Origin of the sequence: Amycolatopsis sp. lyj-112 (genome assembly GCF_046549055.1) — a bacterium.
In the GTDB taxonomy this organism is placed as follows: Bacteria; Actinomycetota; Actinomycetes; order Mycobacteriales; family Pseudonocardiaceae; genus Amycolatopsis.
This window is the reverse complement of record NZ_JAJPWS010000013.1, coordinates 66413-81296: the sequence shown is the minus strand read 5'-3', so window position 1 is coordinate 81296 and position 14884 is coordinate 66413. Positions and strand designations below refer to the sequence as shown.

Below are 14884 nucleotides of genomic sequence, written 5' to 3'. Positions count from 1 at the left end.
CACTAGTAGGTTACAGTGTGAGAGAGCCTACGGAGGAGTGGAAAAAATGGCCACGAAAAGGACGGCACCCGTGCGCAAGGTCGCGATCATCGGCGGTAACCGGATCCCCTTCGCGCGCTCGAACGGTCCGTACGCGAAAGCGTCGAACCAGGACATGTTCACGGCCGCCCTCGATGGCCTGGTCAGCCGCTACTCCCTGCAGGACGAGGTGATCGGGGAGGTCGCCGCCGGCGCCGTGCTCAAGCACGCCCGCGACTTCAACCTCGCGCGTGAGAGCGTCCTCGGCAGCAAGCTGAACCCCGCCACTCCCGCCTCCGACGTGCAGATGGCCTGCGGCACCGGTCTGCAGGCGATCGTCAACGTCGCCAACAAGATCGCCCTCGGCCAGATCGACTCGGCCATCGCGGGCGGCGTCGACACCACGTCCGACGCCCCGCTGGCGGTCAACGACGACCTGCGGCAGATCCTCGTCGAGCTCAACTCCGCGAAGACGCTGGGCGACAGGCTCAAGCTGGCCGCGAAGCTGCGCCCCGGCCACATCGTCCCCGAGATCCCGCGCAACTCCGAGCCGCGCACCGGCCTGTCCATGGGCGAGCACGCCGCGCTGACCGCGAAGGTCTGGGAGATCACGCGTGAGGCGCAGGACGAACTCGCCGCGACCAGCCACCAGCGTCTCGGCGCCGCCTACGACAGCGGTTTCTTCGACGACCTGGTGACGCCGTACCTCAAACTGGCCCGCGACCAGAACCTGCGGCCGGGCTCCAGCGTCGAGAAGCTCGCGAAGCTGAAGCCCGCTTTCGGCGGTGCCGACGGCACGATGACCGCGGGCAACTCGACGCCGCTGTCCGACGGCGCGTCGACCGTCCTGCTCGCGACCGAGCAGTGGGCGAAGGCCCGGAAGCTGCCGGTACTGGCGTACCTGACGTTCTCGCAGACGGCGGCCGTCGACTACGTCCACGGTGACGAGGGTCTGCTGATGGCGCCCGCGTACGCCGTCCCGAAGATGCTCACGCGCGCCGGGCTTTCCCTGCAGGAATTCGACTTCTACGAGATCCACGAGGCCTTCGCCTCGCAGGTCCTCGCCACCCTGAAGGCGTGGGAGGACCCGGCGTTCGCCAAGGAGAAGCTGGACCTCGACGTGCCGCTCGGCTCCATCGATCGGGCGAAGCTGAACGTCAACGGCTCCTCGCTGGCGGCCGGGCACCCGTTCGCCGCGACCGGCGGCCGCATCGTCGCCACCCTCGCGAAACTGTTGAACGAGAAGGGATCCGGCCGCGGACTCATCTCTATCTGCGCGGCGGGCGGCCAGGGCATCACCGCGATCCTCGAAAAGTAATCCGTTCGCCGGGAGCGGATCAGGGTAAAACCCGGGTGCCTTTGTCGGTGCCCGGGTCTAGCGTGGCGCCATGTTCGCAGTTCAGGCGAAAGCGCTGGTCAAGACCTATGGGTCCACCAAGGCGCTCGACGGGGTCGATCTGTCGATCCCGACGGGCAAGGTGCTGGGCCTGCTGGGGCCGAACGGCGCCGGCAAGACGACGACGGTCCGCATCCTGACCACCCTGCTCCGCCCGGATTCGGGCGAGGCGCAGGTGGCCGGGCATGACGTGCTGGCCCAGCCCGACGCCGTCCGGCGGTCGATCGGGCTGTCCGGGCAGTACGCCGCCGTGGACGAGAACCTCACCGGGTTCGAGAACCTGTACATGGTCGGAAGGCTGTACGGGAGCAAGAAGGCGGCAGCGAAGGCGAGGGCGCGCGAACTGCTCGCGCGGTTCCGCCTGGAGGACGCGGCGGACAGGCCCGCCAAGACGTACTCCGGCGGTATGCGGCGACGGCTCGACCTCGCGGGGGCGCTGGTCGCCGAGCCGACCGTGGTGATCCTCGACGAACCGACCACCGGGCTCGACCCGCGCGGCCGGATCGAGACCTGGGAGGTCATCAAGGAACTGGTCGCCGACGGCACCACGGTCCTGCTGACCACGCAGTACCTGGAAGAGGCCGATCAGCTCGCCGACTCGATCGTGGTGATCGACAAGGGGAAGGTCATCGCGCGCGGCACGGCCGACGAGCTCAAGCAGGAGATCGGCGGCGAGCGGCTGGAACTGGTCGTGGCTTCGGCCGACGACCTCGCCGCGACCACACAGGTGCTCACCGAGGTCGGCTCGGGCATCCCGACGGTCGACGAGCACACCCGCAAGGTCGACGTCCTCGTCGAGGGCGGGCCGAAGGCACTGATCGAGGCACTGCGACGGCTGGACGCTCAGAACGTCGCCGTCCTGGACGTCGCGCTGCACCGGCCGACGCTCGACGACGTCTTCCTGTCGCTGACCGGGCACGCCACGGACGAGGGGGACAAGAAGTGAGCGCGGTCGCGAAGGCCTTTTCCGACGGTGGCGTGATCACCTGGCGGAACCTGAAGAACGTCCAGCGCAACCCGGACTGGCTGATGGCCGCGACGCTGCAGCCGATCATGTTCGTGCTGCTGTTCGCGTACGTCTTCGGCGACGCGATCGGCGGGGCGGCGGGCGGGCTCGCCTATCGCGAATTCCTCATCGCCGGCATCTTCGCGCAGACGGTCGCGTTCAACTCCGCGTTCACCGTGATCGGCTTCGCGAACGACCTGCAGAAGGGCATCATCGACCGCTTCCGTTCGCTGCCGATCTCCCGGCTCGCGGTGATCTTCGGCCGGACGACGTCGGATCTGGTGATCAGCGTGGTCGCGCTCATCGTCATGTCGCTGTGCGGGCTGCTCGTCGGCTGGCGGATCCGCGGCAGCTTCCTCGACGCGGTGCTCGGCTATCTCGTGATGCTGATGTTCGCCTGGGCGCTGTCCTGGGTCGGCGCGTGGATCGGGCTCGTCGCGCGCAGTGTCGAGGTCGCGCAGAGCGCCGGGCTGATGTGGATGTTCCCGCTGAGCTTCATCTCCACGGCGTTCGTCCCGGCGGACAAGCTGCCGGGCGTGCTGAAGGCGATCGCCGACTGGAACCCGTTCACCGCGGTGATCAACTCGGCCCGTGACCTGTTCGGCAACCGGTTCGGCGCGCCGCCGACGGGCTGGCCCGCCGAGAACGCGTCGCTCTACGCGATCCTGTGCTGCATCGCCATCATCGCGATCTTCGCGCCGCTGGCGACGGCCCAGTACAAGAAGGTCGCGAGCCGCTGAGAATTCTTCGAACACAAATGTCGAACCGTCGTCGAGCCGGTCGACGCGCTGGTGAGGGCGGGATGGACAAGGCCCGCCACGACACTGAGGAGCAGCGATGCGGTTTCTGATGATGCACCGGCTCGACGAGAGCGCCCCGGAAGCCTGGAACCCCAGCAAGGAGTTCATCGAGCAGATGGGCGCCTTCATCGAGGACTCGTTCGAGAAGGGCATCCTGATCACGGCCGAGGGCGTGCACCCGTCCGAGCGGGGCGCGCGGGTCCGCAAGGTGCGCGGCGCCAAGATCACCGCCACCGACGGCCCGTTCACCGAGGCCAAGGAGGTCATCGGCGGGTTCGCGCTGATCAACGCCAAGGACCTGGCCGAGGCCGTCGCGTTCGCCGAGACCTACGCGGCGCTGTTCGACGAGATCGAGGTCGAGGTCCGCACGGTCGTCGAGGCGGAGGACATCGCGGCCTTCACCGAGTGAGGCCGCGATCTCGAGAGTGTCATGAAAGATCCTTTCCTGACGTTTTTCGTCAGGAAAGGGTCTTTCATGACACGCGCTACTTGGTGATGGCCTTCTCGGCCTTCTTCGCCAGCTTCTCGGCGCGCTTCTCCGTCTTGGACGCGGCCCGCTTGGCGCGCCAGCCGAGTGACGGCTTCCCGGCGGTGTCTGCGGCGGCCAGGAGGAGCCCACCGGCGAGGCCGGCGTTCTTGATGAACTGGATCTGCTGCTGCTGGCGCTCGGCCGGTTCCTTGATCTCCCAGAACCGGTGCGCGGCCAGCGTCGTCGGGACCAGGCTGCCGAGCAGCAGCAGCGAGGCCAGCCGCGGCGCCTTGCCGGCGGCGAGCGCGACACCGGCGCCGATCTTCACCGCGGCGTCGATCCGGATGAGGGTGGCGGGGTCACGCGGCACCGACTCCGGCACCACGCCTTCCAGCTTGTCGAAGGACTCGGTGAGGAACGGCTCTGCGGCCTTCGCGTGCCCCTGGGTGTCCCTCAGCGCGCCGATCCCGCCGGAGATGAAGATCGCGGCGAGGAGCGGACGTGCGACGCGGCGGAGAATCACGGTCGTAGCCTTTCTGGATCCGGACCCGGGAAAACAAACTTATCCCCAGACTTCCCGCCCGCCACTCCGCCGAACCGCGCTAACGGTGTATCCGGAAATATTTCTCTGATGCTAGATAGCGCTAGATTCCGTTGGCGAGCCGGATACGCCCTCGGCAGCTTGAAGCCGCGGTCCGCCGCGACCGTCCGCAGCCGGTCCGGGTAGTCCGTGATGAGGCCGTCCACGCCGTCGCCGATGAGCTTGTGCATCGTCGCGGGGTCGTCGATCGTCCACGGCACGACCTTGATCCCTGCCCGATGCGCCTCACTGACCAGCGCCTTCGTGGTGAACGGGCGGTAGTCCGGGTCGCCGACCTTGCCGCCCTGCGGATTGCCGTGCACCGGCGAGAGCGCGCTCGCGCCGAACGACTTCACCGCGCGGACGGGACTGCCGCCGAAGTCGTCGATGTCGAGACCGCCCAGCCACGGCGACTTACCGGTCTGGCCGACCTGGAGGAACTCCGGCTGGGTCAGCGCGACCGTCGGGATCCACGGCGCGACCTTGCGCAGCAGCATCAGCGCACCCCAGTCGAAGCTCTGGACGGTGACGTTGTGCGCGAAACCGGAGAACAGGATCTCCCGCACCGCCCGGTGGACGAACTGCTCCCGCGGCGCGGTCTCGTGCGGCGCGGCGGCCTCGACCTTCGTCTCGATGTTGAACTTGACGCCCCACGCGCGCCGCTCGCGGGCGAGGTGGAACAACTCGGCGAGCGTCGGCATCTTCGCGCCGGGCGACAACGTCTGGCCGGGGTGGGCAGGCTGCCGGATCGACCCGCAGTCGAGGGTCCGGACCTGCGCGAACGTCAGGTCCTTCACGTACTTGCCGACGTACGGGTACGCCGGGTCGCCCGGCGTCGCGGGCGCGGTGTCCCGGCACTTCGCCGCTGTCGTCTTGCGGTCGTGAGTGATCACCTCGCGACCGTCCTTGGTGATCTGGATGTCGAGTTCCAGCGTGGTGACCCCCAGGTCCAACGCCTTGCCGAACGACGCGAGCGTGCTCTCCACCGTGAGGCCGAGCCCGCCGCGGTGGGCCTGGACGTCGAAGGCGCGACGCGGATGCGCGTCGGCGACCCCGGCCGTGCCCAAGGTCAGCGCAGCGGCCATGACCAGCGCAAAGGTCTTCATGAGTGAACCATGCCACGGCCGGGTGAACTTCGATTGACTTTGACGCAACGTCAACCTCTACCTTCAGGAACATGCCGAACGAGACGGAGTGGTCGATCCAGGACATCGCCCGCTCGGCCGGGACCACGAGCCGCACGCTGCGTCACTACGGCGACATCGGGCTGCTCGAACCGAGCCGGGTGGGGAACAACGGATACCGCTACTACGACCAGGACGCGCTGGTGCGGCTGCAACGGATCCTGTTGCTTCGCGAACTCGGGCTGAGCCTGCCCGCGATCGGCGAGGTACTCCAAGGGGAACAGGACACGACAGCGGCCCTGCGCACGCACCTGAAGTGGCTGGAGCAGGAGCGACAGCGGCTCGGACGGCAGATCGAATCGGTCAGGACGACCTTGAAGAAGACAGAGAGAGGTGAACAGCTGATGGCAGCGGAAGTGTTCGACGGCTTCGACCACACGAAGTACGAGAAGGAGGTCACCGAACGCTGGGGCGCCGACGCCTACAAGCAGGGTGACCGCTGGTGGAAGTCGCTGAGCGCCGAGGACAAGAAGGCGCACCAGCAGGAGCAGACCGACATCGCGACCGCGTTCGGCGAGGCTCGCGAGCGGGGTCTGCCCGCGGGCGGCGACGAGGTCCAGGCGATCACTCAGCGGGTGTACGAATGGCTCCGGCCGGCCGTGCGGGCCGTGTCGAAGGGCTACTTCGCCGGTCTCGGGCAGCTTTACGTCGACGACCCGCGCTACGGGAAGTACGACGAGAAGCACGGCACGGGTACCGCGGAGTACATCCGCGACGCGATGGCGGTCTACGCCGAGCGCAATCTGAGTGACTAAGCCAGGTGACTAGAACGAGGGACGGGGCTGCAGACCCGTCGTTCGACTGAACCGCGAGGTCTCCCCAAGGGCGCCCGGCGCCCGACGGAGACTTCACCGTCGCGCGCCTCTTTAGGGCCGAAGGCCCACGGAAATGCGATGAAGGGGCGCCATTCTTGATCAAAGTGAGGGCGAATCCAGCACTGCGCCTCTTCGGCGCGTTTCCGTCAGCGCGCGACACGCCGTAGGCCTATATCACCGAATATCGGGTCAGGGCTAGAAACGCCGATAGCTTGTGAGAGTGGATCCCATCCGCAACCCCTTCGCGCCGGGCGCCGGTCAACGGCCGCCCGAGCTGGCCGGTCGTGTGCGTGAACTCCAGGCCTTCGAGGTCGTCCTCGAACGCGTCGCGCGCGGGAGACCGGAACGAAGCCTGATGCTGACCGGCCTGCGTGGCGTGGGGAAGACCGTGCTCCTGGGGGAGCTGCGGTCCATGGCGATCAAGCACGGCTGGGGGGCGGGCAAGATCGAAGCCCGCCCCGACACCGAACTCCGGCGGCCGCTTTCGGCCGCGTTGCACCGCGCGATCCGCGACCTCGCCGTCCGCCACCGCGCGCCGGACCGGGTGGAACAGGTGCTGGGCGTGCTCAAGGCGTTCGCGCTGCGCGCCAACAAACCGGACGCGAAACTCCGCGACCGCTGGCAGCCCGGCATCGACGTGCCCGCCGCTCAGGGCCGGGCCGATTCGGGCGACATCGAGATCGACCTGGTCGAGCTGTTCACCGAGGTCGCGGAACTGGCGGCCGACGTCGGCACCGGCGTCGCGCTGCTGATCGACGAGATCCAGGACCTGCTGCCCGAAGACGTTTCCGCGCTGTGCGCCGCCTGCCACGAGCTCTCGCAGTCCGGTGCGCCGCTGGTCGTCGTCGGGGCGGGGCTGCCGCATGTGCCGGCGGTGCTTTCGGCGTCGAAGTCGTACTCGGAGCGTCTCTTCCGCTACGCGCGCATCGACCGGCTCGAGCGCGAAGACGCCGACCTCGCGGTGATGGCTCCCATCGAACGTGAGGACGCGGGGATCGAACCGGAGGCGTTGGACGCGTTGTTCGACGCGTCCGGCGGCTACCCGTACTTCATCCAGGCCTACGGCAAGGCCGCCTGGGACGCCGCCCCGGCGGATCCGATCACCGTGAAGGACGTCCAGGTCGCCGCCCCGGAGGCCGAATCGGAACTCGCTGTCGGCTTCTTCGGCTCTCGCTACGAGCGCGCGACGCCCGCCGAACGTGAGTACCTGCTCGCGATGGCCGAGCTGACGCAGGGCCGGGACGAGTCGGCCGGCACCGCTGATGTGGCCGTCTACCTGGGGCGGAAGCCTTCGTCGCTCTCGCCGGCCCGGGACAGCCTGATGAAGAAGGGCCTCGTGTACTCCGCCGAGCGAGGGAACATCGCCTTCACCGTCCCGCACTTCGGCCACTACCTGCTCGGCCGGGACTAACACTCTCTGGCTCTTTATAGCGCTTTCACTAGAAAGTCGTAGATATCGCTACTCGGCACGACTAGCGCTTCATCACGCCATATTCCGGTCTCTCGAACGAACGCTAGACGGCCCCAGCGTTAGCAAGACGTGACCGGTGACACCAAATACCTTCGGATTTTCCCGCTAGTTGCCGATGATTCATCGGCGAGTGTGCGAGGTCACCGAACAATCGTTGGCATCCTTGTGAAAAGAAGTGCATACTAGGAGCACAGCCCAAAGAACACAAGACCCTCAAGGGGATGACTTAAACCGATGAACAACATCGCCGCCAAGCTCCGAGCCCGTCGCGCCGAGGCTCGCACTCGCCGGGCCCTGAACCGGGCGATCGACACCGCGGCCACCGCGACCGTTCGTCAGGAACTCATCGCTATCTCTCAAGCGCGTCACACACACATGCGCTGATCTCGACACCACCGTTGTGGCGGTCGCCCATTCGAGTGACCTACGACACATAGTGTGTGGGGTGTAACGCCGCGGAAAGCCGCGTCGATACCCATTACGACCCCGTGATGCTGGCGGACCCCCGACCTGGCAGCATCACGGGGTTTCCATTTGCCCGGATTCTCCTCTTGTCATCGCCGACTTGCGCGGTAATCTTTGACCTAGTCAACGATTTTGTTGAGGTGGTCAAATGACTGAGCAGACCGACCGGGTGGCGACCGTCCGGGCGTTCAACCGCCTGTACACCGGCGTGATCGGCGTCCTGGACGAAGGACCGGCCGACGCCGAGTACTCCCTGAGCGAGGCCCGGGTCATCTTCGAACTCGCGCAGCAGGACACGACCCAGGTCACCGATCTGCGCAAACGCCTCGATCTCGACGCCGGGTACGCCAGCAGGCTGCTCACCCGCCTCGACGGCCGAGGCCTACTCGTCCGTGAACGCAGCGACGAGGACGCCCGCCGCCAGGTCATCCGGCTGACCGAAAACGGCCGGAAGGCGTTCGCCGTCCTCGACGCGCGCTCCGTGGACCGGATCGGCTCCCTGCTCGGCCGCTTCGGCGACGACGAGCAGGGACGACTCCTCGGCGCGATGGACACCATCACCTCGCTGGTCGGCGAGCGGCCGTCGGATCCCACGCTGGTCCTGCGCCCGCCGCGGCCCGGGGATTTCGGCTGGGTCGTCCACCGCCATGGCGCGCTCTACTCCCGCGAGTACGGCTGGGACGAACGCTTCGAAGCCCTCGTCGCGAGGGTCGTCGCGGACTACGTCGACCGGCGCGGTGAGCCACGCCAAGCGGGCTGGATCGCCGAACTCGGCGGGGAGCGCGTCGGCAGCATCTTCTGCATGCCCGGCGAAGACGAGCGCACCGCGAAACTGCGGATGCTGCTGCTCGAACCGGCCGCGCGCGGCCGCGGCGTCGGGAAACGCCTCGTCACCGAATGCGTCGAGTTCGCCAGGGCCTCCGGCTACGCGGCGATGGAACTCTGGACGGTTTCGCTGCTGGACGCGGCCAGGGCGGTCTATCAGAAGGCCGGCTTCCAGCTGGTGAGCGAAGAGACGATCCCCGGTTTCGGACACGAACTGACCGGCCAGACCTGGCGCCTGGAGCTCTGAGCGCCCGATCGTGACCACTAGTGTCGATTCGCGGCGCGCTTGTTCGTCTAGGGACCATCGATCCCGAGGAGGACGCCATGCCCCACTACATCGGATTCATCCGCTCGACCGAGGATTCCCACACGCATCTTGGCCCCGACGAGGCACAACGCGTGCTTGAGCAGTACATGGCCTGGGCCGACGAACGCACTAAGGAAGGCCGGTTCGTCGGCGGTGGCGGCCTGTCCAAGAGCGGCCGGGTGCTGCGCGGTTCGGGCGGCGAGGTCGTCGCGGCCGGCGGTCCGCATACGGAGGCCACCGAGATCGTCGGCGGCTATCAGGTGATCGAGGCCGACGACCTCGATCAGGCGGAGAAGATCTTCGCGACGCATCCGCATCTGGACTTCGGGCCGATCGAGGTGCGCAAGGTCGGCGAACGCGGTTGCGAGGACTGACCGATGCCGAAATTCGAGCGGTCGTGAGCCGCCCGGCCGGCGTGGTCGAGCATCTGTTCCGGCACAGTGCCGGGCGGATCGTCGCCACGCTGGCCAGGGCGCTCGGCCCCGAGCGGCTCGACCTCGCCGAGGAGGCCGTCGCGGACGCGCTGGAGCAGGCGCTGCGCAGCTGGCCGCAGTGCGGAGTGCCGGACAATCCGCAGGGCTGGCTGTTCCGGGCCGCGCGGAACCGGGCGATGGACGTCGTCCGGCGGGAACGGACCTTGCGGACGCTGCTGCCGCAACTGGCCGGTCTCGACGTCGTCGAGGTCGAGCGGCACACGGACGACGAACTCGTGCTGATGCTGTTGTGCTGCCATCCCGCGTTGCCGATGGTCTCGCAGGTGGCGCTGACGCTGAAGACCGTCGGCGGGCTCGGGGTGAACGAGATCGCGGCGGCGTTGCTGACGAAACCGGCGACTGTGGCGCAACGGCTGGTGCGGGCGAAGAAGTGGCTGCGGGAATCCGGCAAACCGCTCACACTGCCGGGGCCGGACGCGCTCGAGTCCCGAGTGGACAGTGTGCTGGCCGTGCTCTACCTGTTGTTCAACGAAGGCTACGACGCGACGACCGGCGAGGTCGCGGTGCGCGGGGAGCTGTGCGGTGAGGCGATCCGGCTGGGGCGGCTGCTCCTGGCCGAGCCCAAAACCGATCTGCCGAGGGTGCGGGCGCTGGTCGCGCTGATGTTGCTGCAGGCCAGCAGGTTGCCCGCGCGCGTGGACTCCGGCGGTGATCTGCTGCTGCTCGACGAGCAGGACCGCGACCGCTGGGACCACGCGATGATCGCCGAGGGAACGCGGCTGTTCGAGCGGGCGTGCCGCGGGCCGGAGATGTCGGCGTACCACGTCGAGGCGGCCATCGCGCTGTGCCACAGCACCACTTCGCCGCCGGACTGGCGCCGGATCGTCGGGCTGTACGACGACCTGCTGGCGCTGCGGCCGTCCCCGGTGGCGCGGCTGAACCGGGCGATCGCACTGTCCATGGTGGACGGTGCCTTGAGTTCGGCGATCGCGGAACTCGAAGCCATCGAGGCCGATCTGCCGAGCTACACGCTGCTGCCCGCCGTCCTGGGTGCGCTCTGGCTCCGCGCGGGCGACCCGGCTCGGGCCGCCGATCACTACCGGCGGGCGCTGGCGCTGCCGTGTTCGGATCCGCAGCGCCGGTTCCTCATGCGCCGCCTCGCCCGCTGCAGTCCGTGAAGGCCCCCTTGAGGGACTCTGAGTCCCTCAAGGAGGCCTTCACGGACAATCGTCTTCCGGCGAAACTGCCTAGTGGACGCCAATTTCTCGAAGGTCCTTGTCGTGCTCGTCGGCGTGGTAGTCCTCGGGCTCGGTGTCGTCCGTGCCGTTGAAGACCTTCATCTGCCGGGCGACCAGGGTGAAGATGATCGCGACCAGCAGGTTCGCGGCGATCGCCACGAACCCGACGTAGATCTGCAGCTGTACGCCGCTGAACGGGTGCCAGCCGAAGACCGACAGCTTGTCCAACGCCAGCGCGGACCCCCCGAAATGCTTCTGGCCGGTGCCCGGGTTGGGGATGTTGTAAAGCATGATCAAGCCCCAGCCGATGCCGACCACCCAGCCCGCGATCAGGCCCCAGCGGTGGAACCAGCGCGTGTACAGCGAAAGCGCCACGGCGGGCAGTGTCTGCAGGATCAGGACACCGCCGATGAGCTGCAGGTCGATCGCGTACTGCGGGTCGATGAACAGGATGAACGCCACCGCGCCGAACTTCACGACCAGTGAAGCGATCTTCGCCTGCTTCGCTTCCTGACCCGGTGTGGCGTCCTTCTTGACGTACTCCTTGTAAATGTTGCGGGTCCACAGGTTCGCCGCCGCGATCGACATGATCGCCGCCGGGACGAGCGCGCCGATCCCGATCGCGGCGAACGCGATCCCGGCGAACCACGAGGAGAACTGCGAGTCGAACAGCACCGGCACGATCGTGTTGGTGTCCGGGCGACCCGTCGCGTTGTTGGTGATCGGCTTGACCCCGGCGCTGATCGCGACATAACCGAGCAGGGCCAGCAGACCGAGGACCAGCGAGTACGCCGGAAGCGCGACCATGTTCCGCTTGATCACGCTACGGCCGCGCGAGGCGAGCACGCTGGTGAGCGAATGCGGATACAGGAACAGCGCGAGGGCCGAACCGAGCGCCAAGGTGGCGTACTGCAGCTGGTTATTGCCGTTGAGCAGGATGCCGTCCGACTGCGACGGCGACGCGTCGAACTTCGCGTCGGCCGCACCGAAGATCGCCGACCAGCCGCCCAGTTTCGAGGGCAGGTAGATGATCGCCACGATGATCACGAGGTAGATCAGGATGTCCTTGACGAACGCGATCAGCGCGGGCGCCCGGAGACCCGACTGGTAGGTGTAGACGGCCAGGATGACGAACGCGACCGCCAGCGGCAGGTGACCGACGAGGCCGGAACCGTTGATGCCCATCGTCCGCAGCACCGCTTCGAGGCCGACGAGCTGCAGCGCGATGTACGGCATCGTGGCGATGATGCCGGTGATCGCGATCAGCAGCGCCAGCGTCGGCGAACCGAACCGGCCGCGGACGAAGTCGGCGGGCGTGACGTAACCGCGGACGCGGGAAACCGACCACATCCGCAGCGCCGGCATCAACACGATCGGGTAGACGATGATCGTGTACGGCAGCGCGAACATGCCCATCGCGCCGGCGCTGAACATCAGCGCGGGCACGGCCACGAACGTGTAAGCCGTGTAGAGGTCACCGCCGAGCAGGAACCAGGTGATCCACGACCCGAACTTGCGGCCGCCCAGGCCCCATTCGTCGAGGTGGTCGAGGGTGTTGCCGGCCTTCCATCGCGATGCCACGAAGCCGAGCACCGTGACCACGGCGAACAGCACCGTGAAGATGATCAGCTCGGGCCACTGGATGTTGGTCACTTGGCGTCCCCCTCGTCGAGCTTGTCCACGGACAGCTTGTCGGGACGTTCAGTGGTCGGCTTGTCCCTCGTCATCGCGTAGACGATGCCGGTGCAGAGCACACCGACGGCGACGAAGGCGAATTGGAACCAGTAGAAGAACGGCATCCCGAACAGCCGAGGGCCGTCCGTATTGAACAGCGACGTGATCAGCACCAGCAACGGGATGATCAGCAGGAGGTTCCAAGGGCTGAACTGAAAGCCCCTCACCTTCCCGTCTGCCTTACCTGACGCCATCTGACCTCACCTAACATTCCCGTAACCCCGGATGGTCCCGATGACCCTAGAACCTCGGCCCCACCTGGGTCACGCGCGCCCGATATCGATTTGATCAGCGCCGCCCATCCGACGAAGGGCGGTTGCCGCCCGCATCAGGAGCGGATATCAATAGCCCAGTCGCGAACAGGAACTTCGCACGCAAAGATCAAAGGGGCATCGGATGACCAGACTCCGCTACGCGGTGGTGATCCCGGCAATCGCCGGCACCATGCTGGCCGGGTTCACTCCTGCGTTCGCAGGACAAGAGGCGGCCAAGCAGCAGCCTCTGAACTCCACCAACATTCCGGGGAAGTACGCGGGTCAGAAGCTGGACTGGCACAAGTGCACGGCCGACGAGCTGCCGACAGCGCCGCCGCCGGGGGCCGAGAACATGGAGTGCGCGACCTACCGGGCGCCGCGCAACTGGTATCGGACGAACGAGAACATCGACCTGACGATCGCCGTCAGCCGCCTGGCCGCGACCAGCGGCAACGCGACCGCCAGCGTGATCACCAACCCGGGTGGCCCGGGCGCTCCCGGCCGGAACTTCCCGGCGCGTCTGCGCAACCAGACGAAGCTGCGCGCGAACCAGGAGATCATCGGTCTCGACCCGCGCGGTACCGGCAAGAGCACGAACATCACCTGCGGCAACGCGATCGGCACCGGATCCGACCTCGACCCGCGTGACCGCAGCCGGGCGAACCTCAACCTGATCCTGGACGCCACCAAGTACGCGGCGGACTCCTGCCAGGTGAAGTCCGGCGAGCTGGGCCCGCTGATCAACACGGCCCAGACCGTCCGCGACATCGACCTGCTGCGCGTCCTGCTGGGCCGCGACAAGATCAACTGGGTCGGCTACTCGGCGGGTACCTGGATGGGTGCGCACTACGCGCAGCAGTTCCCCACCCGGACCGGCCGGTTCCTGCTCGACTCGGCGACCGAGTTCACCACCACCTGGCAGAACTCGTTCGACTGGCAGCCGCTCGGCTTCGAGCGCCGCTGGCGGCAGGACTTCCTGCCGTGGATCGGCAAGTACGACAAGGTCTACGGCTTCGGCAAGACCGGTGAAGCCGCTCGCAAGACCTACGAGAAGGTCCGCTTCGCGCTGACGCAGAACCCGGTCGAGGTGGACGGCGTCCCGGTGTCGGCCAACGCGCTCGACTCGACGATCGCGGGGTACCTCTACTCGAAGCGCAACTTCACGGCGCTGGCCGACTACCTGGTCAACCTGAAGACGCTGACCGAGGGCACCGCGACCCAGGCGCAGAAGGCCACGGCCGCGCAGAAGGTCAAGGCGGAGACGGTGGACGGCGACGGCGTCATCGGCCCGCAGCCGCTGTTCGTCCCGAGCGACGGCGACTCCTACAACGCCAGCTTCTGGTCCATCCCCTGCAACGAGGGTCCGTGGAGCGGAAACCGGCAGAGCGTGATCCGGCAGTCGCAGAAGCTGATCGACCGCGATCTGCCCCTGCTCGGCGCCGGCTGGCTGATCCAGCCGTGCATCTTCTGGAAGAACAAGCCCGTCGATCTGCCGCGTCTCGACGGCCGCGGTGTCCCGCCGGTGCTGATCGTCCAGTCGGTGCACGACCCGGCGACCCCGCTCGAAGGCGCCACCCGGGCGCACCGCGCGTTCGCCAACTCGCGCATGGTCACCGTGACCGGTGAAGGCGACCACGGTATCTACGCCGGCGGCAACACGGGTGTGGACAAGATCGTGGAGGACTTCTTCGTCGACGGCAAGGTGCCGAACGACCAGAGCGTCCCCGGACTCCCACTTCCGGTGCCCGCGGGCGGCTGATGCCCCCAGGGATTGTGGCCCCGTCGAGTCTTGACTCGGCGGGGCCCTTTTCTGTGCCCGGTCCACAACCTGTGCACAGAGTTATCCACAGGTTGTGGGTAACTCGATAGGGGTAACCCGACGGGCCAC

General features: G+C 67.3%; 14 protein-coding genes. 10 read left to right on the top strand and 4 right to left on the bottom strand.

Features of this window, described 5'->3' with window-relative positions; genetic code table 11:
- Positions 1-46 precede the first annotated feature (46 nt).
- From ACLJRL_RS32695 to ACLJRL_RS32680, 4 genes are all read left to right on the top strand, one after another.
- On the top strand, positions 47-1336 hold the full coding sequence (locus ACLJRL_RS32695; RefSeq protein ID WP_410660198.1) for an acetyl-CoA C-acetyltransferase: 1290 nt from the start codon (positions 47-49) through the stop codon (positions 1334-1336).
- A gap of 70 nt (positions 1337-1406) precedes the next feature.
- The gene (locus ACLJRL_RS32690) at positions 1407-2360 is read left to right on the top strand and encodes an ATP-binding cassette domain-containing protein (protein ID WP_410660197.1); all 954 of its coding nucleotides are present in this window, start codon (positions 1407-1409) and stop codon (positions 2358-2360) included.
- Positions 2357-3160 carry an ABC transporter permease gene (locus tag ACLJRL_RS32685; RefSeq protein WP_410660196.1) on the top strand — a complete coding sequence of 268 codons (804 nt, stop codon included), beginning with the start codon at positions 2357-2359 and terminating at the stop codon, positions 3158-3160. The genes ACLJRL_RS32690 and ACLJRL_RS32685 overlap by 4 nt, the downstream gene beginning before the upstream one ends.
- 97 nt (positions 3161-3257) lie before the next feature.
- The gene (locus ACLJRL_RS32680) at positions 3258-3629 is read left to right on the top strand and encodes a YciI family protein (protein WP_410660195.1); all 372 of its coding nucleotides are present in this window, start codon (positions 3258-3260) and stop codon (positions 3627-3629) included.
- A 76-nt stretch (positions 3630-3705) separates the two neighbouring features.
- On the opposite strand, the gene ACLJRL_RS32675 is transcribed toward ACLJRL_RS32680, so the two are convergent.
- Together ACLJRL_RS32675 and ACLJRL_RS32670 are read right to left on the bottom strand one after the other, a co-directional pair.
- The gene (locus ACLJRL_RS32675) at positions 3706-4212 is read right to left on the bottom strand and encodes a DoxX family membrane protein (RefSeq protein ID WP_410660194.1); all 507 of its coding nucleotides are present in this window, start codon (positions 4210-4212) and stop codon (positions 3706-3708) included.
- On the bottom strand, positions 4209-5375 hold the full coding sequence (locus ACLJRL_RS32670) for a glycerophosphodiester phosphodiesterase family protein (protein ID WP_410660193.1): 1167 nt from the start codon (positions 5373-5375) through the stop codon (positions 4209-4211). The genes ACLJRL_RS32675 and ACLJRL_RS32670 overlap by 4 nt, the downstream gene beginning before the upstream one ends.
- A 71-nt stretch (positions 5376-5446) precedes the next feature.
- Between ACLJRL_RS32670 and ACLJRL_RS32665 the strand changes: the two genes are divergently transcribed.
- The 5 genes from ACLJRL_RS32665 to ACLJRL_RS32645 all read left to right on the top strand — a co-directional run bounded on the left by ACLJRL_RS32665 (position 5447) and on the right by ACLJRL_RS32645 (position 10948).
- Positions 5447-6208, top strand: coding sequence for a MerR family transcriptional regulator (locus ACLJRL_RS32665; RefSeq protein ID WP_410660192.1), 762 nt, complete (start codon positions 5447-5449; stop codon positions 6206-6208).
- 280 nt (positions 6209-6488) lie between these two features.
- Positions 6489-7679: an AAA family ATPase gene (locus ACLJRL_RS32660; RefSeq protein ID WP_410660191.1), complete on the top strand. Its 1191-nt coding sequence runs from the start codon at positions 6489-6491 to the stop codon at positions 7677-7679.
- Positions 7680-8352: 673 nt separating this feature from the next.
- The gene (locus tag ACLJRL_RS32655) at positions 8353-9276 is read left to right on the top strand and encodes a GNAT family N-acetyltransferase (protein WP_410660190.1); all 924 of its coding nucleotides are present in this window, start codon (positions 8353-8355) and stop codon (positions 9274-9276) included.
- 77 nt (positions 9277-9353) lie between these two features.
- Entirely contained in the window at positions 9354-9710 is a 357-nt protein-coding gene (locus tag ACLJRL_RS32650) for a YciI family protein (RefSeq protein ID WP_410660189.1), read from the top strand.
- A gap of 23 nt (positions 9711-9733) precedes the next feature.
- Positions 9734-10948, top strand: a complete 1215-nt coding sequence (locus tag ACLJRL_RS32645) for an RNA polymerase sigma factor (RefSeq protein ID WP_410660188.1) — start codon at positions 9734-9736, stop codon at positions 10946-10948.
- 69 nt (positions 10949-11017) lie between these two features.
- On the opposite strand, the gene mctP is transcribed toward ACLJRL_RS32645, so the two are convergent.
- Both mctP and ACLJRL_RS32635 read right to left on the bottom strand, forming a co-directional pair.
- The gene (gene mctP / locus ACLJRL_RS32640) at positions 11018-12661 is read right to left on the bottom strand and encodes a monocarboxylate uptake permease MctP (protein WP_410660187.1); all 1644 of its coding nucleotides are present in this window, start codon (positions 12659-12661) and stop codon (positions 11018-11020) included.
- Entirely contained in the window at positions 12658-12936 is a 279-nt protein-coding gene (locus ACLJRL_RS32635) for a DUF3311 domain-containing protein (protein WP_410660186.1), read from the bottom strand. Before ACLJRL_RS32635 ends, mctP begins: the two co-directional genes overlap by 4 nt.
- A 202-nt stretch (positions 12937-13138) precedes the next feature.
- On the opposite strand from ACLJRL_RS32635, the gene ACLJRL_RS32630 reads away from it, so the two are divergent.
- Positions 13139-14755, top strand: a complete 1617-nt coding sequence (locus tag ACLJRL_RS32630; RefSeq protein ID WP_410660185.1) for an alpha/beta hydrolase — start codon at positions 13139-13141, stop codon at positions 14753-14755.
- Positions 14756-14884 lie beyond the last annotated feature (129 nt).

Bases quoted from the DNA above. Each gene is read 5' to 3' on its own strand.
- ACLJRL_RS32695 (WP_410660198.1), top strand. From the start codon at position 47: ATGGCCACGAAAAGGACGGCACCCGTGCGCAAGGTCGCGATCATCGGC.
- ACLJRL_RS32690 (WP_410660197.1), top strand. From the start codon at position 1,407: ATGTTCGCAGTTCAGGCGAAAGCGCTGGTCAAGACCTATGGGTCCACC.
- ACLJRL_RS32680 (WP_410660195.1), top strand. From the start codon at position 3,258: ATGCGGTTTCTGATGATGCACCGGCTCGACGAGAGCGCCCCGGAAGCC.
- ACLJRL_RS32670 (WP_410660193.1), bottom strand. From the start codon at position 5,375: ATGAAGACCTTTGCGCTGGTCATGGCCGCTGCGCTGACCTTGGGCACG.
- ACLJRL_RS32665 (WP_410660192.1), top strand. From the start codon at position 5,447: ATGCCGAACGAGACGGAGTGGTCGATCCAGGACATCGCCCGCTCGGCC.
- ACLJRL_RS32655 (WP_410660190.1), top strand. From the start codon at position 8,353: ATGACTGAGCAGACCGACCGGGTGGCGACCGTCCGGGCGTTCAACCGC.
- ACLJRL_RS32650 (WP_410660189.1), top strand. From the start codon at position 9,354: ATGCCCCACTACATCGGATTCATCCGCTCGACCGAGGATTCCCACACG.
- ACLJRL_RS32635 (WP_410660186.1), bottom strand. From the start codon at position 12,936: ATGGCGTCAGGTAAGGCAGACGGGAAGGTGAGGGGCTTTCAGTTCAGC.
- ACLJRL_RS32630 (WP_410660185.1), top strand. From the start codon at position 13,139: ATGACCAGACTCCGCTACGCGGTGGTGATCCCGGCAATCGCCGGCACC.